18 protein-coding genes and 1 tRNA gene are annotated in these 20,217 nt (G+C 56.3%); 9 read left to right on the top strand and 10 right to left on the bottom strand.

What is annotated here, in order from left to right; translation table 11 throughout:
• Nucleotides 1-182 precede the first annotated feature (182 nt).
• The gene (locus IQ241_RS11250) at nt 183-452 is read left to right on the top strand and encodes a DUF3146 family protein (protein WP_193907078.1); all 270 of its coding nucleotides are present in this window, start codon (nt 183-185) and stop codon (nt 450-452) included.
• Between the two features lie 50 nt (nt 453-502).
• On the opposite strand, the gene IQ241_RS11245 is transcribed toward IQ241_RS11250, so the two are convergent.
• The gene (locus tag IQ241_RS11245; RefSeq protein WP_193907076.1) at nt 503-943 is read right to left on the bottom strand and encodes a RuvC family protein; all 441 of its coding nucleotides are present in this window, start codon (nt 941-943) and stop codon (nt 503-505) included.
• 358 nt (nt 944-1,301) lie between these two features.
• On the opposite strand from IQ241_RS11245, the gene smc reads away from it, so the two are divergent.
• The 5 genes from smc (at nt 1,302) to ftsE (ending at nt 8,629) form a co-directional block, all read left to right on the top strand.
• Nucleotides 1,302-5,006, top strand: a complete 3,705-nt coding sequence (gene smc, locus IQ241_RS11240) for a chromosome segregation protein SMC (protein ID WP_193907074.1) — start codon at nt 1,302-1,304, stop codon at nt 5,004-5,006.
• Nucleotides 5,007-5,175: 169 nt separating this feature from the next.
• A complete protein-coding gene (locus tag IQ241_RS11235; RefSeq protein ID WP_193907072.1) occupies nt 5,176-6,054 on the top strand; it encodes a PRC-barrel domain-containing protein in 879 nt (292 codons plus the stop codon).
• 145 nt (nt 6,055-6,199) lie between these two features.
• Nucleotides 6,200-6,937: a WecB/TagA/CpsF family glycosyltransferase gene (locus IQ241_RS11230; protein WP_228021598.1), complete on the top strand. Its 738-nt coding sequence runs from the start codon at nt 6,200-6,202 to the stop codon at nt 6,935-6,937.
• 3 nt (nt 6,938-6,940) lie between these two features.
• Nucleotides 6,941-7,792 (top strand): ABC transporter substrate-binding protein, encoded by an 852-nt coding sequence (locus IQ241_RS11225; RefSeq protein WP_193907070.1) that lies wholly within the window; start codon nt 6,941-6,943, stop codon nt 7,790-7,792.
• A gap of 51 nt (nt 7,793-7,843) precedes the next feature.
• On the top strand, nt 7,844-8,629 hold the full coding sequence (gene ftsE, locus IQ241_RS11220; RefSeq protein WP_193907068.1) for a cell division ATP-binding protein FtsE: 786 nt from the start codon (nt 7,844-7,846) through the stop codon (nt 8,627-8,629).
• A 110-nt stretch (nt 8,630-8,739) separates the two neighbouring features.
• On the opposite strand, the gene IQ241_RS11215 is transcribed toward ftsE, so the two are convergent.
• Together IQ241_RS11215 and IQ241_RS11210 are read right to left on the bottom strand one after the other, a co-directional pair.
• Entirely contained in the window at nt 8,740-9,750 is a 1,011-nt protein-coding gene (locus tag IQ241_RS11215) for an ABC transporter permease (RefSeq protein ID WP_193907067.1), read from the bottom strand.
• A gap of 92 nt (nt 9,751-9,842) precedes the next feature.
• Nucleotides 9,843-11,501, bottom strand: a complete 1,659-nt coding sequence (locus IQ241_RS11210) for an ABC transporter substrate-binding protein (RefSeq protein WP_193907065.1) — start codon at nt 11,499-11,501, stop codon at nt 9,843-9,845.
• A gap of 297 nt (nt 11,502-11,798) precedes the next feature.
• Here IQ241_RS11210 and IQ241_RS11205 point away from each other — a divergent pair, with 297 nt between their 5' ends.
• Nucleotides 11,799-13,625, top strand: coding sequence for an ABC transporter ATP-binding protein (locus IQ241_RS11205; protein ID WP_193907063.1), 1,827 nt, complete (start codon nt 11,799-11,801; stop codon nt 13,623-13,625).
• 40 nt (nt 13,626-13,665) lie between these two features.
• Here IQ241_RS11205 and IQ241_RS11200 read toward each other — a convergent pair whose 3' ends face one another.
• The 6 genes from IQ241_RS11200 to IQ241_RS11175 all read right to left on the bottom strand — a co-directional run bounded on the left by IQ241_RS11200 (nt 13,666) and on the right by IQ241_RS11175 (nt 18,091).
• On the bottom strand, nt 13,666-14,133 hold the full coding sequence (locus tag IQ241_RS11200; RefSeq protein WP_193907061.1) for an HNH endonuclease: 468 nt from the start codon (nt 14,131-14,133) through the stop codon (nt 13,666-13,668).
• A 2-nt stretch (nt 14,134-14,135) separates the two neighbouring features.
• Entirely contained in the window at nt 14,136-14,414 is a 279-nt protein-coding gene (locus IQ241_RS11195) for a hypothetical protein (RefSeq protein WP_193907059.1), read from the bottom strand.
• Between the two features lie 20 nt (nt 14,415-14,434).
• On the bottom strand, nt 14,435-15,193 hold the full coding sequence (locus tag IQ241_RS11190; protein WP_193907057.1) for a DUF4058 family protein: 759 nt from the start codon (nt 15,191-15,193) through the stop codon (nt 14,435-14,437).
• A gap of 194 nt (nt 15,194-15,387) precedes the next feature.
• Nucleotides 15,388-15,606, bottom strand: a complete 219-nt coding sequence (locus IQ241_RS11185; RefSeq protein WP_193907055.1) for a hypothetical protein — start codon at nt 15,604-15,606, stop codon at nt 15,388-15,390.
• A gap of 344 nt (nt 15,607-15,950) precedes the next feature.
• A complete protein-coding gene (locus IQ241_RS11180) occupies nt 15,951-17,408 on the bottom strand; it encodes an ATP-binding protein (protein ID WP_228021597.1) in 1,458 nt (485 codons plus the stop codon).
• A 350-nt stretch (nt 17,409-17,758) separates the two neighbouring features.
• On the bottom strand, nt 17,759-18,091 hold the full coding sequence (locus tag IQ241_RS11175) for a 2Fe-2S iron-sulfur cluster-binding protein (protein ID WP_193907047.1): 333 nt from the start codon (nt 18,089-18,091) through the stop codon (nt 17,759-17,761).
• Nucleotides 18,092-18,669: 578 nt separating this feature from the next.
• Between IQ241_RS11175 and IQ241_RS11170 the strand changes: the two genes are divergently transcribed.
• Nucleotides 18,670-19,248 carry a Uma2 family endonuclease gene (locus IQ241_RS11170; protein WP_193907046.1) on the top strand — a complete coding sequence of 193 codons (579 nt, stop codon included), beginning with the start codon at nt 18,670-18,672 and terminating at the stop codon, nt 19,246-19,248.
• Between the two features lie 152 nt (nt 19,249-19,400).
• Nucleotides 19,401-19,988, top strand: a complete 588-nt coding sequence (locus tag IQ241_RS11165) for a Uma2 family endonuclease (RefSeq protein WP_193907045.1) — start codon at nt 19,401-19,403, stop codon at nt 19,986-19,988.
• A gap of 102 nt (nt 19,989-20,090) precedes the next feature.
• Here IQ241_RS11165 and IQ241_RS11160 read toward each other — a convergent pair.
• Nucleotides 20,091-20,163: transfer RNA gene (locus IQ241_RS11160), tRNA-Ala, on the bottom strand.
• Nucleotides 20,164-20,217: the final 54 nt, after the last annotated feature.

The raw sequence follows: 20,217 nt of genomic DNA, 5'->3' as shown, positions 1-20,217 counted from the left end.
GGGTAGGGGATGGGTTTCCCAGCCCGCGCAGTAAGGTTATTCGGTCAAAGGGGAGTGGGGGGAATCGGGATATAACTTTTGATGGGTTGCCTGGGGGTAGACCCAAACTGGGGGAGGTCGCTATCTTAGCGAAAGAAAGTTGATCCGCTAAGGGCTGATTCCCTGCTGACTATTTGCCGCTCGTGACTCAAAAATCTAAACAGTTGCCCGAAACTACTGCCCACGTTCGCATTACCCACCAGTCCTGGCCCCAGGGCAAAATTGAAGGCGAAGTCCGCGCCAACGAATTTTCTTGGCAGTTTAAATGGCGCTTTCGTCAGGGGCAGCTGACAGTAGAGCCGTCCTTGGGTCGAGCCCTGATTCAGGAGCCGCTGGGTCGGTTTTTAGAACGCTTTGACTATCAGCTAGAGCCGGGCGGGGACTATTCTTTTACGATTCGAGCTCAGCTTTAGCCTCTTGGCTGGGGAGCAGCTGAGCCCCTATTTGAAGAGCCGCTCAGCTGCTACCGATTGCCAGTCAGCCGGTCCAGGTATCGCTCGACCAGCAAAATCGCTACGATGTCGTCAATCTGGCGAGGAATGCTGCGCATACCTTGGGGGACCAGCCGGGTTAAGCCCTTGGGAGGATACATTTGCCAGTAGCGATCGCGCGCCTCTAGGCTGCTATGGCGCTCGTCGATGAGGCTAATCCGAGGCGTATCGGCCAGAGCCGTCAGCTTGGCCTGCCAGTCCTTCGCCCCGGTTTGGTCGCCCATCACAATCGCAGAAATGGCGTAGGTTTGCCGCAGGGCCTCGATTTGGCTCAGCACTTCTGCGGCTAAGACAACCTGATGATGGTGTAGGGCGCGGTCAAGGCCGACGATGGCTAAGCCGCATTTTATCCGCCCCGGGTCAAAGCCCAAGAGCACAGGTTGAGAGAGCGGTTCGGTAGCGGATTGGGGCACGACGACCAGTATTCAACAGCACACGGTGGACATTTTGCAGCGGCGCGATCGCTCATCTCATTTTGTCTTGCTCAATTCCCCATTGTCAGTAAACTAGAAGCGCTTTGAATTCTTTTCTGTATCAATCTGCCGAAAAGTGCTAAAAAAGTACGCACAAAATAGGAACCGACCAATATAGAAGTCCAGTCTGATTCTGTGAAATTCTAGCCGCGTATTTGCCCAGTCATCCTCTATGCTTCAAAAGTTACTCAATAAATCAGACTTTGAGCCGTGAGGCTAAGCCTATTTTTGTTAAAAATACGACTTCAATGCTATCTTATTTAGTACATCCGTACCTAGCAAACGGTGTGACGACCCCGTGCATGTAAAAAGGGTTGAGCTTTCTAACTTTAAATCTTTTGGGGGAACGACTGACGTTCCTCTCCTGCCTGGGTTCACGGTAATCTCTGGCCCTAATGGGTCTGGCAAATCCAACATCCTGGACTCGCTGCTGTTTTGCCTCGGTCTGGCCAGCTCCAAGGGGATGCGGGCCGAGCGGCTACCCGACCTGGTGAATCAAAACCAGGCCAAGCGTCGGACGACGGCTGAGACCATTGTGACGGCGACCTTTGACATTAGCGATATCGATCCAGAGCTGCTGCGTGACGAAGCTAACGACCCGCCTGCTCAGGTCGATGGCTCCGGCGATGGCTGCGCAGACCGCAGCTGCAAATTCGGAGTGCAGAATGGCCATAGTCACCTGAATGGAAATCGTCAGAATGGTCAGCTCAGCAGCCAAAATGGCCAAAATGGTCAGTCTGGGCATCTGGCGCAGGACTGGCGAGTCACCCGGCGGCTGCGGGTCACCCCCCAGGGCACCTATACGTCGAACTACTACATCAACGGGGAGCCTTGCACGCTCAACCAGCTGCATGAGCAGCTCCAGCGCTTTCGGATCTATCCAGAAGGCTACAACGTCGTCCTGCAGGGCGATGTGACCAGCATCATCTCAATGAATGCCCGCGAGCGGCGAGAAATTATTGATGAGCTGGCGGGCGTGGCGGCCTTTGACCGTAAGATTGACCAGGCCCGGGCCAAGCTCGACGTGGTAAAGGAGCGCGAGGAGCGTTTTCAAATCGTTGAACGGGAGCTAAACGACCAGCTAGAGCGGCTCGACCAGGACCGCAAAAAAGCCGAAAAGTATCAGCAGCTGAAGGCGACGCTGCAAACCCAGATGCAGTGGGAGGTGGTTTTGCAATGGCGATCGCAGCAGGCCCAGGCCCAAACCCTGACCGAGCAGATCGCCCAGGGGCGGCAGCAGGCGACAGCCCTGACCGAGCAGATCGCCGCCCAGAACGAGCAGATTACCGCCACCTCAGCGGCGCTGACCCAGCTCAACGCCCAGGTCAAGGCGCTGGGTGAAGATGACCATCTGGCATTGCAGGCCCAGCTGGCTACCCAGGAGGCCGAACTGCGCCAGCTAGGCCGCCAGGAGCAGGCACTACGGGCCTCGTCGGCGGAGATCGCCCAGCGCCTCCAGCAGACCCAGCAGGAGATTCAAACCCAGGGCCAAACCCTCGGGCAGACCCAGCAGCAGCTGCAAACCCTGACGGAGACCGAGCTGACGGCTCTTCAGGCGGCCCAGGTCCAGGCCCGTCAGCAGCTTCAGGAGAGCCGAGAAGCGACGACCGCGATCGCAAGTGCCTCTGAGACCTGGGTGCAGCAGCAGACCGACCAGCGCCGCCAGATTGAGGCCCAGCTCGGCCAGCTAGAGCCGCTACGGGCCGAGCAAGTGCGGCTCCAAGAGCGGACGGCCCAGCTCCAGTCGCAGATCGCCAGCCAGCGGCAGGCGGTTCAGTCTCTGACCCAGGAATTACCCGATTCCCAGGCCGCCAGCGCTGATGCTAGCCCAGTGCAGCCTAGCCAAATTCAAGCACTGGCTCAGGCCGTCGCTGAGGCCGAGGCCGAGCTCCAGACCCAGCAAGAGACCCAGAGCCGCCTGCTCCTGGAGCAGCGGCAGAAGCAGCGGGAGCTGGACAAACTGGAAGCCCAGGAGCAGGCGCTACAGGAGACCCAGGGCACCCAGGCGACGGAGCTGCTGGTGCGCAGCGGACTGTCGGGGATCTGCGGGCTGGTGGCCCAGCTGGGGCGAGTCGATCCGAAATATCAGACGGCGCTAGAAATTGCTGCGGGCGGGCGGCTGGGCTACCTAGTCGTCGAGCATGACGGCGTTGCGGCCAAAGGCATTGACCTGCTGAAGCGGCAGCGGGCCGGGCGGGCTACTTTTCTGCCGCTCAACTCAATTCGCGTGCCCCGGTTCAAGGCTCTGCCCGCCTGGGATCGGCCCAGCGGCTTTGTAGACTACGCCGTCAACCTGATTGACTGTGACCCGAAATATCAGGACGTGTTTGCCTTTGTCTTTGGCGGTACGGCGGTCTTCGAAACCCTCAATGCGGCCCGTCCACACCTGGGCGACTTTCGCATGGTTACCCTGGACGGCGAAGTGCTGGAAGCCAGCGGCGCGATTACCGGCGGCAGCCTGAAGCAGCGGGGACGGCTGCATTTTGGCACGGTAGACCCCGGCGAGTCAGCCGAGGCCCAGGCGCTGCGGCGGCGCCTGCAAGAGATTGAGCAGATCCTCCGCCGCTGTGAGCAGGCGATCGCGACTGCCGCCGCCGCCGTCCAGTCCCAGTCTCAGGCGCTGATCGAGGCCCGGCAGACCTATCGGGAGCAAGAGCTGCGGGCCAGCCAGGCGGCGACCCAGCAGCAGCAAGTGCAGCAGCGGCTGACCTTAGCGCAGCAGCAGCTGGCCCAGTCCGAGCACGAGCAGGCCATCGCCCGGGATCGCCTCCAGGCGCTGGCGATGACGCTGCTGCTGCAGGAGGCCGCCCTGCAGCAGCAGCGGCAGGCGCTGGCCGAACTGGAGCAGTCCCAAACCCACCGCGAGTGGCAGCAGGCCCAGGCGGTGGTGCGCGAACTGGAGGAGCAGCTGAACCAGCGGCAGGCGGCCCTGCAGCAGGCAGAGCGGCAGCAGCAGGCGCTAGTCGGTCAGCAGCAGCGGCTCCAGGAAAGAATCCAAGCGGCCCAGCAGCTGGTCGGCCAGCTGCGGCAGCAGCAGCAGCAGCAGCTCAACCAGCAGGCCGAGCTGAGCCAGCAGCAGCAGGTCCTACAGCAGACGATGGCCCAGACCCAGGCCGCGATCGCGGCCCTCGACCAGAAGCTGGCCGCCGAGAAGACCGAGCGCGACCGGGCCGAACACCGGCTGCGGGAGCAGCGGCACCAGCACCAGCAGCTGGAATGGCAGCAGCAAAAGCTGGCCGAAACCCAGCAGGCCAGGCAGCAGCAGCTGGCGGAGCTAGAAAGCGCGATCGCCCAAACCCGGCAAACCCTGCCCCAGCCGCTGCCCGAGATTCCGGCTGAGCTTAGCCTGGAGGAGTTACATAAGTCGCTGAAGTCGCTGCAGCGGCGGATTGAGGCCCTGGAGCCGGTGAACATGCTGGCGCTGGAGGAATATAACCGCACCCAGGAGCGGCTGGTCGAGCTGACCGACAAGCTGACGACGCTGGAAGCCGAACGGACGGAGTTGCTGCTGCGGATTGAGAATTTCACCACCCTACGGCGGACGGCTTTTCAAGAAGCCTTTGTCGCGGTGAATGAAAACTTTCAGTCGATTTTTGCTGAGCTGTCAGACGGCGACGGCTACCTCCAGCTCGATGATTCCCAAGATCCCTTCAACGGCGGGCTGAATCTGGTCGCCCACCCCAAGGGCAAGCCCGTCCGGCGGCTGGCCTCGATGTCTGGCGGCGAAAAGTCGCTGACCGCGCTCAGTTTCATCTTTGCCCTCCAGCGCTACCGCCCCTCGCCGTTCTATGCTTTCGATGAGGTCGATATGTTCCTGGATGGGGCCAACGTCGAGCGGCTGTCTAAGATGATCCAGCAGCAGGCCCAGCAGGCTCAATTCATTGTGGTTAGCCTACGGCGACCGATGATCGAGTCGGCGGAGCGAACGATTGGCGTCACCCAGGCCCGGGGAGCCTACACTCAGGTGCTGGGGATCAATTTAGCTAAAAGCGCTTCTTCCTAGCCCGCCCTGGCTACATCAGCGTCGTCGTTCCCGTTTAGCCCTGGAGGGCTAGAGGGGGCTAGAGGCGATTTGGAGAAAAGGCAGAGTGATTGGCTATAATAGTTGGTTAGAATAGTGAGATATTGGCAAAGCGTCATCGCGTTTGCCTAGCGGTATTCGAAATTACCCTATGACCTTTGAACAAAGCCGACTGCGATCTGACATTTTAGGCACCCAGGTGATTACCCGCAGCACGGGCCGCCGTCTGGGCATGGTGAGCCAGCTCTGGGTTGATATTGATCGCGGTGAGGTAGTGGCACTGGGGCTGCGGGAAAATATTCTATCCAACGTGCTCTCCAATTCTGAACAGGTGATGCTGCTGAGCAGCATTCGCCAGATTGGCGACGTCGTTTTAGTCGATGACGACACCGTGCTCGATGCCGATGTCAACGTCACGCCCTATAGCAATCTGGTCAATAGCGAAGTGATTACCGAGTCGGGCGACGTGCTCGGGCGGGTGCGCGGCTTCAAGTTCGACGTGGTGACGGGCAAGCTCGAAACTCTGGTGATTGCCTCCTTCGGCCTGCCGCAGATTCCCGACCCAGTGCTGAGCACCTATGAGCTGCCAGTGGAAGAAATCGCCAGCACCGGCCCCGACCGGATCATCGTCTTCGAAGATAGCGAGAAGAAGATGGTGCAGCTGACGGTCGGGATTCTGGAGCGGCTGGGGCTGGGTACGCCGCCCTGGGAACGCAATCTGGATGACGGCTACCGGATGCCGGTCTCCGCCTCGAATCAGCTGCCTTCCGGGGTGCAGACCCCGGTACCGCCCGCTGCTCGCCGCGCTCCAGCCGCCGATGAACGCTGGCGGGAAGAGGCCGCACCGCGCCGCGATCGCGCGCCCCAGCAGGCCGAAGCCCAAGACAGCTGGCAGGACGACTACCCGATCGAAGATGTAGACGTTACCAGCGACGTTTGGGAAGAGCCCGAAGAGGTCTATGAAGCCCAGCCGCTGAACATTCCTCAGAAAAAGAAAGTGATGGAGTATGAAGAGGAGCCCGACTACTAGCGGGTTGCCTATGGTCTAGCGGCTAAAAATTTTTGGAAAACTTGAGGCGACCGTTCACGAACGGTCGCCTTTCGCATTACAGTGAGGGACAGCGTTAGGGCCTACAGGCCCTGAAAAGGCCCGATGGAGGCCCTAGGGAGAATCAATGTTAGCAGACCGGCTAGAGCGGCTCAGTGTGATGGGGCTCCCCGTACACCAAAGTCAGGACTATGTAGGCTGGCTGCTGGGACGGCTGCGCCATCGCCAGAGTACCCACGTGGTGACGCTAAATGCGGAAATGTGTATGCAGGCGAGACAAAATGCCGAGCTAAATCGGCTGATCCAAAACGCCGACTTGGTGATTCCTGACGGGGCAGGAATTGAGCTCTACTTTCGCGGCCTGCAGCGGCGTCTGGTCAAGCGCTGTCCCGGCATTGAGCTGGCAGCTGAGCTGCTGGAGCGGTTGGAGCCGGGACACAAGGTGGTGTTTTACGGTGGCACGCCCGAGGTGTCGCAGACAGCGGCTCAGTTCTGGCAGCGGCAGCGTCCGGCACTAAACCTGGTCGCCGTCCAGCACGGCTATGCGGCTGGTCCCGACCTCAGTCATTTTCTAGAGCAGCTGCGCCGCCTCCAGCCTGACGTGATCTTTGTGGGGCTGGGCGTCCCCCGGCAGGAGCGGTGGATCGATGCCCATCGCCAGCTCTGCCCCCAGGCGACCTGGGTCGGCATCGGCGGCAGCTTTGATATCTGGGCCGGGGTGAAGACGCGAGCCCCCCGCTGGATGTGCGATCGCCACTTGGAATGGCTCTACCGGCTCTATCAGGAACCCTGGCGCTGGCGGCGGATGCTGGCCCTGCCACAGTTTGCCTGGAGCGCCGTGCTCTATCAGTGGCGAAAGCGTTAGCCGATGGAGCGACGTTGGTTTCTAATCTATTTAGCGGCAGGCGCGATCTCGAGTCACCTACCTGCGGCCTGTCAGTCCGTCCAGTCCCAATCCCAAACAGTGGCGGAGCCCCCGGCGGTGCGGACTCGGCTAGTGATGGCTACGGCGGCGAACTATCCGCCCTACGAATTTACCCAGACGATAGATAGCGAAACTCGCCTGGTTGGGTTTGATATTGATTTGGGCCACGCGATCGCGGATATCTTGGGCTATCCGCTGGAGATCGTTGAGCTGGCGTTTGAGGACCTGCTGCCGACGCTCCAGGCCCAAGCTGCGGCGAGTTCTGAGCTAGCCCCGCCTGCCGAAAGCCTGCCAGAAAGCCCAATCGATTTTGTCATGGCGGGGCTGCGACCGACCCAACGCCGTCAGCAGCTGGTCGATTTTTCTCATATTTACTACAGCGTGCGCCATGCGGTGGTGGTGCCGCAGGACTGGGCGCAGGGCGACCCAACTGACCTCAGCTATCTGCGGGTGGGGGTAATTGCCCCATCGGCCCAGGCGGCCTTTGCTGAGCGGCAGGCTGAGATCACGCCGGAACTGAATGTTGTCACCTTTGACAATACGGCGACCTTGGTTGAGGCGCTACAGGCCGCCAGTCTGGATGCGATTTTGCTCGATGCGACCGTGGCCCAGATCGCGGTTGAGCAGTCTGTAGGGCTGCGGGCTGCTTTTCTGGCCGCCGACCAGCCGCTGGGAGCCGCGATCGCGCTGCCGCCCAAGTCTACCCTAACCCGCGACATCAACGCCGCCCTCAGGGAGCTACAGGCCAACGGTAAAATAGCACAGCTGGTCGGTCAGTGGTTTGGCGGATTGTAATCCGTGGGAATGTCAGTACAATAGGCCGTCACAATTCTTCTGGCTCTACCCATGGCTCCTGTCAAGTCACCGCCCGATCGCCGCAGCGTCCATCTGCCTTCAGGTATTAGGGCACAGCAACGCGCTGCTAAAGCAACCTCGAAGCCGGCGACAAAATCGGCCTCCACGACGCCTAGCGTCAGCTTGCGGCAGGTTGGTAAGACCTATCCCGACGGGTCGCAGGCGCTGATTGACGTCAGCCTGGAGCTGCGCAAGGGCGACTTTCTGTTTATTACGGGACCTTCTGGGGCAGGCAAATCGACTCTGCTAAAGCTGCTCTACGGTCAGGAGAAGTTTGACAGCGGCAGCCTCACCGTCGGCGGTTTTAATCTGGCCAATCTACGCGGCAATCAGCTGGCCCTGCTGCGCCGACGTATCGGCATTATCTTTCAGGACTACAAGCTGATTCCCCGGCGCACCGTTGCAGAAAACGTCGCGTTTGTCCTCTGGGCCCAGGGCTACAATCGCAAGGAGATCAGCCGCCGTCTGCCGCCGACGCTAAAAATGGTGGGACTACAGCACAAGGCCGACTGCTTTCCCAGCCAGCTCTCGGGCGGTGAACAGCAGCGCGTCAGCATTGCCCGAGCCGTGGTGGGGATGCCGCCGCTGCTGCTGGCGGATGAGCCCACCGGCAACCTGGATGCCGATAACTCGCGCCAGGTGATCAGAATTCTCAAAAAGCTCAACTCTATCGGCATCACCGTGATCGTCACCACCCACGACGAGCACCTGGTTAGAACGTCCAATTTCCCAGTCGTCCAGCTCCGCGATGGCCGGCTGTACCAGGTGCGATCGTAATGAATTTTGGCGCGAAGATTTCAGGTCTATGTAATCGCTCATTTCTCAAATCTGCCTCTGAGTAAGCCCTAATTGACTCATCAGTAGAATCTTCGCTTGGTAAAAAAGGACTACTTATACTGAATTCTGGGGTCGAGCAGGGCGTAGGAGATATCGACGAGCAGGTTGATTAGCACAAATGCCGTAGCGACGAAGATGATGCCCCCCTGAACCACGGGGTAGTCGCGCTGTAGGATGCCGCCGTAGATCCATTCGCCGATGCCGGGCCAGGCGAAAATGGTTTCGGTGAGAATGGCGCCGCCGAGCAGCGTACCAAACTCCAGGCCGACAATGGTAATCACGGGCAGCATAGCGTTTTTCAGGGCGTGCTTGAAGATGACTCGCCATTCCAGCACGCCTTTGGCCCGGGCGGTGCGAATGTAGTCCTGGGAAAGCACCTCTAGCATGGCGCTGCGGGTGATTCTGGCTAGGATGGCGAGGGAGATAGTGCTCAGCGTGATTGCCGGCAGAATCAGGTGAGCTAAAACGTCCTTTAAGAGGCGAAAATCGCCCTTTAAAATTGCATCGAGCACATAGAAACCGGTAATTGGCTGAAAGCTAAACCCGGCGTCAATGCCCAGCCGACCGCTGGGGGGCAGCCAGCGCAGATTGACGGCAAATAGGTAGATCAGCAGCAGTCCCAGCCAGTAGACCGGCATCGAGACCCCGATCAGCGAGCCCGTCATGGTGGCGTTATCCACTAGGCTGTTTTTGCGCACGGCGGCAATCACCCCAGCCGGGACACCGACCCCTAAAGCAATCAGCATCGCCGCGACCGATAGCTCAAAGGTGGCAGGCCAGCGAATCTTGATTTCTTCGATGATCGGTACGCCGGTAAAAATGCTGCGGCCCAGGTCGAAGGTCAGCAGATCCCTCAAAAAAGCCAGGTATTGCAGCGGCAGCGGCTCATTTAGCCCCAACTTTTCGCGCAGATTCTCGACCTGCTCGGGCGTGGCGCGATCGCCCAGTAGCGTCACCGCCGGATCTCCCGGAATCAGGTGTAGAAACAGGAACACCAGCAGCGTAATTCCCAGCAGTACCGGAATCAGATTCAGCAAACGGCGCAGAATATAGCGTCCCATCGGATGTCCCCATTAAATTTTAGCGCCCTCCAAAATCGAGGGGCTGGCGCGGATAGCTTGACCCGAAATGACCTATTGTCCAGTCAGAAACCCTAGGATTTCTCAACCGTGGCAAATGACTCCGACCCCAGCGGGCTAGGCGTCCAGCCGCTGATGCTGGTGCGCTGCGCCAGGAGCGGCTGAGAATGGACAATCGGAATCCGCACGGCCTCTTCGTAGAGGATGGCGTCTACCTGACTGTAGAGGTCATTGCGTTCGCTTTCATCGGTTGAAGCCCGGGCCTCGTTCAGCAGCTGAAAGACCTGTTCATTCTTCCAGTTGCCGAGGTCCTGAGTTGCGCCTGGGCCAAAGTGGGCATAGAGAAAATTGTCGGGGTCGCCGTAGTCCCCCGTCCAGCCCAGCATAAACGACTGAAACCCGGGCGCTTTATTCCGGTCCTCTAGGTAAGCGGCCCAGTCCTTCGTTTGCAGATTGACGTTGATGCCAATGGCGCTGAGCTCAGCCGCAAAGGCTTCGGCAATCGGCTTGGGGTTGGGGAAGTAGGGCCGACTCACGGGCATATACCAGAGGTCGAGGTCAAAGCCATCGGGATAGCCCGCTTCTGCTATGGCTTGCTGAGCCGCGTCTGGATCATAAGTATAGTCATCCAAGCTCTTGTCCTGGGCGGATTCCATAGAGGGCGGCGTGAAGTGGGGATCGGTTTCGCCCAGGTCGCCCCAAAAGGCCTGGACAATTTCGGGCTTGTTGATCGCTTCGGCGATGGCCTGACGTACCTCGGGTTTAGACAGGGGTTCATAGGTAGGATTTAGGGCCAGATAGCCCACGTTCAAAGAAGGCCGCAGCTTAGCCTCCAGGTTGGGGTCGCTCTCAATTTCGGGCAGCTGGTCCGGCGTTAGATCCACCGTGAAGTCGAGCGTCCCCGCCCGCAGCTGGGCCAGCCGCGCCGCCGGGTCATCGACAAAGCTGATCACCAGCTGCTCTGACTTGGGCAGGTCTGCTTCCCAATAGTCGGGGTAGGCGGTGAGGGTGACGCGATCGCCCGAGCGCCATTCCTGAAAAACGTAGGGTCCCGTGCCCACGGCCAGCGAGCTGGGCGAACCGTAGTCGGCCCCGGCTTCTTGAATAGCGGTGGGGCTGGCAATGCCGAAATAGCCCGACGCGATCGCGGCTGGAAAGGCAGCAAAGGGCTGGCTCATCTGAAACTCAACCGTTATATCATCAACAGCGGTAACGGCCTGTAGAATTGATGCTTCATCGCCCTTATAGCCGCCGAATAGGTCCGACCAGATTTCATACAGCTTGCCCTCGGCCCGATAGCCAAACTCAAACTCAGGATCCCACCAGCGATTGACGTTGAAAACGACGGCTTCAGCGTTGAAGTCGCTGCCGTCGTGGAAGGTGATGCCCTCTCTGAGATTGAACGTCCAGGTCAGACCGTCCTCCGAAGCAGACCATTCTTCTGCCAGCTCGGGAACAATTTCTGTCGTGCCAGGCTCAGTGCCCAGCAGGCGATTATAAATCTGCTTTTGTACGGCAATCGAGTTGCCGTCGGTGATGTCGCCAGGGGCTAGGTTGACCGGCTGACCACCGGAGCCATAGACCAGCGTGGTGGCCGGGGCTGCTGACTCTTCGGTGGCCGCGCCCTCAGTCGTGGTCTGCGGCTCGCTGCTGTCGCAGTTGGTCAGCACGATGGTCAGCGTACAGGCCAACAGGGCCAGAATCACAAATCGAAACCTGCGCCAAAATTGCATAGTCAAACAATAGTCAAAACAACAAGCTTGTGGTATTTTATCAACCTATCTGAAGCCGCCCGCTCAAATTGAGCGGGCGGCTTCAGATTAAGATTAGGTTATCTGTCAAGGATCAATTAAAAGCTTAACCGCGACCTGCGACACCGGAGTAGCAAGAAAAGTTGTGATTCCGCCAGCGGCTCAAAACGGAACTGGACGGAGCGGCTAAGGCTTATAGCGTAAATTTGTCCATCGCTGACGGTACAGCCCTGTGGCATCTGATAGGCTAAGCAAACTTCCCCAGACCTGTGAACTCCAGTGAACCAGCCCGACCCGCCGATTTTAAACGTTCGAAATTTTTCGGTTACCTTTCGCGGCAAGCATGAAACCGTGCGGGCAGTCAAGGGCGTGTCCTATCAGCTGATTCCCGGTGAAACACTGGGCATTGTCGGCGAGTCCGGTTCTGGAAAATCGGTCACCTCTTTGGGTATCATCGGTCTGCTGCCCCCCACGGCTGAGATCGAGGGTGAAATCTGGTTTCGCGACCCGCGTCATCCTGACGCTGAGCCGGTCAATTTGCTCAGCCTCAACGCAGAAGCCCGGCGCAAATATCGGGGCGGCCTGATTTCCATGGTGTTTCAGGAGCCACTGACGTCGCTTAATCCCGTCTATACCTGCGGCAATCAGGTGGTTGAGGCGATTCGGCTGCATCAGCAGGTGGACAAGTCGGAGGCCAGGCAAAGGGCAATCGCGCTTTTCCAAGAAGTGCAGCTGCCCGAGCCGGCGCAGATGATCGAGCGCTACCCGCATCAGATTTCGGGCGGCCAGCAGCAGCGGGTGATGATCGCCATGGCGCTGGCGGGCAACCCAGCTATCCTGATTGCTGACGAGCCGACGACGGCGCTCGACGTGACGATCCAAGACACCATTTTGCAGCTGCTACGAAACCTGCAAACCAAGCGCGATATGGCGGTTATCTTCATCACTCACGACATGGGGGTGATTGCCGAAGTCGCCGATCGGGTGGTGGTGATGTATCGGGGCGAGCCGGTGGAGTCGGCTAAGGTGTACGACCTGTTTGCCCGGCCCCAGCATCCCTACACCCAGGGCCTGCTCAACTGCCGGCCCCAGCCCGACCGGCGGCTCAAGCGCCTGCCCACCGTCTCGGACTTTATGACGGTCACGACCAATGCTGAGGGCGAGCTGGAGATTGTCGCCAAGGCAGACGCTGACTCAGAGGAGCTAACCGCCGAGATCAGCGCGGCCGAAACCCGATCTCGCTACGAGGCGCTGACTCAAAAGCCACCGCTGCTGACCGTCAGAAATCTGACTAAAGCCTATCCGGTGCGGCACGGTTTTTTGGCCAAGAAAACGTTTTTCAAGGCGGTCGATCAGGTCAGCTTTGAGGTCTACCCGGGCGAGACGCTGGGTCTGGTGGGCGAGTCGGGCTGCGGCAAATCAACCCTGAGCCGCTGTTTGCTCAGGCTGATCGAGCCGACCGAGGGCGAGGTCACCTACGAAGGCCAGCCGGTCCTGACGCTGGATGCCAAACCGCTGCGCGACCTGCGTCGTAAAATGCAGATTATCTTTCAAAATCCCTACGGCTCGCTAAACGGGCGGCAGAACATTGGCTCAGCCGTGATGGAGCCAATGCAGATTCATCACCTGTATGACTCTGCGGCGGAAAGGCGAGATCGCGCCGTCGATCTGCTAGAGCGGGTTGGCCTCGACGCCTCTGCCCTACCGCGCATGCCCCACGAATTTTCCGGCGGCCAGCGCCAGCGCATCTGCATCGCCCGCACCCTGGCCTGCGAGCCTAGCTTCATCATCTGTGACGAGTCGGTTTCAGCCTTGGATGTCTCGGTTCAGGCCCAGGTGCTGAACCTGCTGAAAGACCTCCAGGCCGACTTTGGCCTCACCTATATCTTTATTTCCCACGACCTCAGCGTGGTTAAGTTTGTCAGCGATCGCATTATGGTGATGAACGCCGGTCGCCTGGAAGAAATCGGCCCCGCCGACGAAATTTACAACTATCCCCAAAAGCCCTACACGCAGCAGCTGATCCAGGCTATCCCCAACCCCAAGCTCGACGAGATTCAGCAGCGCCAAACCGAGCGAGAAACTGCATTGGCAAAGCCTCTATAGAGAATCGCACAGCAGTAGCCTACTCTACCGTGATTATGCCTTACGAAGAAAAAGTGGCTTTTTGAACGGGGTCTTCCAATGGAGGATGCCGACCGATTTCTCTGTCAGCAGCGCGAATATTGATTACGCGATCGCGATTTAGATCCAGAGCTGCAATGGTCGCGCGTCCAGTCGATGTCAGGGCCAAAATGTAAAGTGTATCAGCCGACCAGATAAAGTGTTCAATCCACTGGTCGTGCCGTGGATTGAACAGCGGTACTGTTGCAATATCTACAATATCTATAGGATCAACGCCTGTAAGGCGGTTTGATTTTCGGCGATTGCAGTGAAAACATGCAATTGCCAAATTATCAATATCATCAGCGCCATCCTGGTCAAGCGGAATGACGTGATCTACAGTAAAGCGAACGTACTGCCATTTCTCTGAGGCATGGCAATATTCGCATAGATTTCTAGCTCGCTGACGCGCCTGAGCCTGAATTGCCTCAGAAACCTTACTACGAGCCATTCTCAGAAAGCTTTCTGGGCTTGCGCTAGAAAAAGATTACGGACTGTCCGATTCACAAAGCTTAAGTAGTCGTCAATCTCTTCATAGCAGTCCAATTCCTGCGCTTCCGCTAAACTGAGTGCGGCTTCTTTTTGCTTAAAGAGTAATTCTTCGATTCGAGTTTGAACGGTGCTGGAAGCTCGAAACATAGGGATTCCCTCTTCCAATTCAATACTCACTGCCGCTTCTGCTGGCAGATGCTGGGGCAGTCTGCTGAGTTTGGGAATCAGGGGTACTGACATGGGTCGTTGGGTAAAGTGGATTAAAGGTTTTTTAGCCAGGCAGCATGTTCTGCGCTCAGGGCGGGCGTTGGCGGTTGCGTATAGTCGATGGCAAGATCAATTGCCGCTTCCTCAGATGCCTGAACAATCAATTGGGCTAAATCGATGATAGGTTCCTCATCGCCAGGTTGCAAAGGTAGTAGAAAGCAGGGAATGGGATCTTGCAGATTAAAGGGATAGCGCTCTGCCCCCGGACGCTCCTGCGCCCGGCTCACCAGGATTTGATAATCGGATTTGTTGCCTCCCTCAACTGGCATTGGCACGCCTGCTCTGAGCAGGTCAATCTCGACTAGATGAGTTTGGCTATTGAGCAGCGACTGTCGCTTGCGCAAATACTGCTTTCGCCCTTCTCCCGATCGCTTGTTTTTCGGCGACAGCAGCTCGACAACGGTAATCACCCTTTGAGTTTTGATTTCTCTAATTTCTAGATAGCGCTCGGTCACTTCTTCTAGCATGGGCACCGTGACTCGCTCAGGTATGCTAACCACTGCTGAACGCAGCGCTGAAGCAGGAATAAGCGCTTCAGTAGACAGGGATTGTTGAGTAACCGTACTCTCTGGAATGCCGACTAACAGGGTATCCATGTAGACCCGCTGATCTAATGCCGCCCGATACTTTGGCGTAATCTGAGGATTCAGCACCCGCATCAGGCTGCTGATCGCCCCATGGTGAATCTCTGGCCATAGGGCCGGATGCTCCGAGTAAGGATTCATGCCTGGGAAAGGGGGTTTATCGGTCACAGGGGATGCCAGACAGTCACCCTCATTTTAAGGTATTCAGAAAGCACACAGTTCAGCGATGGCCTGATGCAACTCCCTGCCGAAGTTAAGAGCAGCCGCTGAATTGTTGGAAGCGCCTCCGAGCTGGTCGGCAGAATCCCGACTGCCGGGGTTTTACCTCGATCTAAAGAAAAATTGGGACTGAATAAGCTCGACTATTCTGGCTGGAGTAGCTGCTGACGATTCAAGCGAGCTTCACCATACCCAGGCACCCAGGCTACCCAGCAATCCTCGGACGCTTCGCAGAGCAGCAGAGCCTCATCAGCACTGTATTCAGAAATCGGATTGCGCAGTTTGACCCACTCATGTGCTTTGGGAATAAAGCTTTCAATTGGGGCAGCTGCATTTGAAGAGACGGCAATCGATACGGCCATAAAACCCTCATTTTGTATTGTATGTTACAGAAATTTTAGCTAGTTCTTTGAGCAAGATTTTTAGTCTGTCTCAAAAGTTAATGAAATCTGCTGCCTGGAGGCTTTTGAGTCCAGCCATAGACGCTTTGCTCAGGCTAGCGGCCGGGAAAATGACAGAAAGCGCGATCGCCATCTATAGAGCTCAGCTTGCTAGGTTTGAATCCTAACGGTGTGAAGCACGGATCAAAGCCGGTCTGAGAACTCTAATAGAGCATCATCCTGATCGGTGATGATAATGCAGGTGCTGCGGGGACGAGCTTTACACAAAAGCACAAACCCGGCTGCTGCTTCCTTCGACGATGCCTCTATTCGCCACAGGCGAGTTGATGAGCAGTTTGCTCAACAGGAATCTCGATCGTAAACTCAGCCCCCTGGGCCGGGACTGAACGGCAGCTCAGACTACCGCTGTGCTTGTCTTGGACGATTTGATAGCTAATCGAGAGACCCAGTCCAGTACCTTGGCCAACGGGCTTGGTTGTAAAGAACGGATCAAACACCTGAGCCCGAATATTTTCGGGAATACCAGGGCCGTTATCCGCTATGCGAATGCAAACCCAATTCTGATCTGTCACTTCAGTGGTGATTCGAATGGTGCCGGGTTCAGCCTGGATGGCTTCAAGCGATCGCTGCTGATCGTGGTTTTCCACCGCGTCAATGGCATTGCTTAGCAGATTGAGGAACACCTGATTGAGCTGGCTAGCAAAGCAATCAACTTTAGGCAGCTCACCATAGGCCTTGACCACCCGGATGCCAGGATGGCCTGCCCTTTCTTTTAGGCGACTGTGCAGAATCATCAGGGTACTGTCAATGCCCTCATGGACATCGACCTGCTTGAATTCTGCCTCGTCTAAGCGAGAGAAGTTCCGCAGCGATTTCACGATTTCACGAATGCGCTCCGTCCCAACTTGCATCGAGTCCAGCAGCTTCGGAAAGTCTTCGGTCAGAAAGTCCAGCTCAATGGCATCCATTTCAGCCTGAATGATTGGGGTCGGGTTGGGATACTGCTGCTGAAACTGAGCTATCAGACCTAGCAGATCATGGACATACTGGCTGGCCGGGGTGAGGTTGCCGTGAATGAAGTTGACCGGGTTATTGATTTCATGAGCGATGCCCGCAACGAGCTGTCCCAGGCCCGCCATCCGCTCTTGCTGAATGAGCTGTGCTTGGGTGTTCTGTAGCGTCTCTAAAGTCTGACGCAGAGCTTTTTCGACCCGCTGGCGCTTGCGCAGGTCTTTCTTCAGACTCTCATTGATCTGAGAAATTTCAGCTGTCCGCTCTTTGATTTTTGCCTTAAACTGCGCCTGAGCCTGCTCTAGCGTCAGCTGAGTTTGATGATGGGCGGCCTGCTCATGGTTCAGCTGTGTTTGGGTACAGCTCAACTGACTGGCCAAATCCGTCGTTTGCTGCTGCAAACTTTCGACTAGGTCAACCAGCACAGTCGGGTCAAGCAGCCGTAGCAGATCGGTTTGAGAAACCAAACCCAGGAGCTCTAGCGCATCATTGAGTACAACACCGTACTGTGCCTGCTGCTGACTCATTAGCTGGTGAGCCTCCCAGAGCGAAGCTTCTGCATGAAGCTGACATAGAGGGGCTTGCATCAGAGCTTCAGCCCGAGCGACCTGGGAACCTAGCCTGGCGGACCGATATTGAAGCAGGGTCTGATTAGTGACTAGCCCGACGGGTTGAGGCAAGCTAGAAACGACACCGGGGCCAGATTCAGCCGCTTCAACAATGACTAGATAGGTTACCTGGTGCTCTTTCATCAGCAGAGAAATATCTGTAATAGAAGCCGTTTTAGGCGCTGTGATCACTCGAGTCTCACTTTTGCCAATAATCTCGATTAAACGCGTTTCCGCATCAACCTCAACAAAACTACAGTCATCAATTTTTTTTGAAATAACGTTATCTGATAGGGAGGAAGGTAATATCATAGTCAAACAGCAGCTGAAACAGCGCGTTTCAGACGAAAGGTCAAAAAGCGGTTTATATCTAGACAGGTTTTGAGTGGCCGTTGGCTCCTCAACCTGAGTCGAGATGAAATATGGGGAAAATATGAGGGACGTTTTTTTGATTCAACCTTCCTCAAAAACCGATGATTTTAAGCGGCAGGCGTTCAAAGACGATCAGAAAATTCCAACAAAGCATCTTCCCGATCGGTTAGAATAGTGCAGTTTGAACGAGGGTAGGCCTTGCAGGTCAGGACAAAACCAGCGGCTTCTTCTTTAGGCGTTAAGAAGCAGTGACCTTGACCCACTGAGCCTTCGACGAGCTGCCCACTGCAGCTAATGCAAGCGCCTGCCCGGCAGGATACCGGCAGCTGGATACCCTGCTGCTCGGCTGCTTCGGTAATGTACTCATCACTGCGAACGTTAATCGTCGCATTAAAATTTCGGGCCTCGTTAATTAGAGTGACCTGATAGGTGACGGTCGATTCTTCTGTGCTCATCTGGATAACCTCTACGGTTTTAAGTTGGACTTTTAGAGAACTATAAAAATCCATAAATGCAGAATTCCCTTTTTATTAATAATTCTATCTAGGTCGGATCAGGATTTACAGAATTTTCTGATTGTAAGCATTGGTAAATTTTCTCTCCGATGTCGTCGGCTATATCGGTTACATCTGTTTACTTGATTTTTTCAATTCCAGTGAAACTGCGCAGGTAAAGTAGAGCAGCTCACGATTATTTACAGAATTAGGGGCTGTTTAGGTAAAGCGTTTACGCTTCCCGCAATAAGGATTTAAGTTTGCTAAAAGAGCCAGATTCCGATTTTCCCTCGGTTTTACGCCAATTAGCCAACCTAGCACGATTATTTTTTGAGCCAACGACCCTAGTCCAGCACTTTCCCGCAACCCCCTTGACTTAACGCTGCTCGAAGCCAACAGCAGAATAGGGTAACTTATCTTTTATGACGCAAAACATTAGCTATCTGCAGAAGGGGCTTATCACCGACAAGACTTGATTAAGCTAGTATCGCTTACACTGAGAAGCAACTGCTGTCGAGTATCCAGCGAGTATCCAGGCCATGACTGCCCTTACCCTAACTTTGGAGCCTATCATTCACCTCTCACGGCAGCAGTTTTACCAACTTTGCCAGACAAACCCCGACCTCAAGCTTGAACGCACTGCCCAGGGAGACCTGATTGTCATGCCCCCGACTGGCGGAGAAACCGGCAAACGCAACCTGTCGATTAGCAGTCAGCTCTGGAACTGGAACGAAGCGACAGAACTGGGGGAAGCCTTCGACTCCTCGACCGGTTTTACCTTGCCTAGCGGCAGTGACCGCTCTCCCGATGCTGCCTGGGTGGAAAAGTCTCGCTGGCAGGCCCTCACCCCAGAGCAGCGAGAGCGGTTCATCCCCCTCTGTCCCGATTTTGTAGTAGAACTGAGATCGCCCTCTGATGCACTTGCACCGCTACAGCAGAAAATGCAGGAATATTTGGATAACGGTTGCCATTTAGGCTGGCTCATTGACCGCAAGCAGCGTCAGGTTACCGTGTATCGACTAGGGCAGCCTGCTGAAGTGATCGAAGCGCCTCTGAAGCTATCTGCGGAACCTGTACTTGTGGGTTTCTGCCTAAATTTGAAGAAAATTTGGGACTAACATCTTGCTCTCATGTATTTTTCCCAGCTCAAAAGTCAGCAGAATCTGCCGACTGGAGCATTTTGCGCTCTGAGTCTATTCTACCCATCGTCTTAGGGCCATCGTCTTAGGGCTCCGTTAAGATCGATGGTATCTGAAGCGCTAGGCAGAATATGGCAATTACGACTCAGCGACTGACCCTCGACGACTACCTCAGCTATGACGACGGCACCGATATCTCTTACGAGCTCGTTAATGGAGAGCTTGTCTCGATGACATTAGGGATGGGGCAGCATGGTGAAATCGCTGACTTCGTTAACAATTGTTTTCGCGACGAGATTAAGCGACTAGCGCCAGACTGGGTCACTAAGCAAATGGTTATTGGTATTCAATCGCCACGAGGTGACCGATGGGACACTGTCCGTATTCCAGACGTTGTTGTCTTACCCCTAGAGCAGTGGCGGGAACTACAAAACCGTGAGGCGGTGATTCGCCTTAACGAGCCGCCTCCACTGCTCGTTGTGGAGGTGGTCAGTGAGTCTACCAAAGGCATCGACTACCGTGCTAAGCGAGCTGAGTACAGCGTTCTTGACATTCCTGAATATTGGATCGTCGATCCACTTTCAGAAAAAGTCACCCTCCTTACGCTTGCCGGGGGATGGTACGACGCCTCTGAATTTGCCGGGAGTGACACTGTGCGATCGCCTACGTTTCCTGAACTCACGCCCTTTGTGGAAGAAATTTTGAAAGGCAATCTGTGATGACTAGCGTCGGCCTCTATCCCATCGCATCATCCGCCCGAACCTATGTATTTTCCCAAATCAGCCCCAAAATCAGCCCGAAAATCAGCCAGGGGTTCAAGATGGAGAATAGGAGATTCGAACTCCTGACCTCTGCGGTGCGATCGCAGCGCTCTACCAGCTGAGCTAATTCCCCGTCACAGTCCGCATTCTACCAAAAACCACCCCACCCCTAACGCCTACGGCGACG

The sequence above is a fragment of the Vasconcelosia minhoensis LEGE 07310 genome (assembly GCF_015207255.1).
Taxonomy (GTDB): domain Bacteria; phylum Cyanobacteriota; class Cyanobacteriia; order Phormidesmidales; family Phormidesmidaceae; genus Vasconcelosia; species Vasconcelosia minhoensis.
Note: the sequence above shows the minus strand (reverse complement) of the source record. Positions and strands in the feature narration are given on the sequence as shown.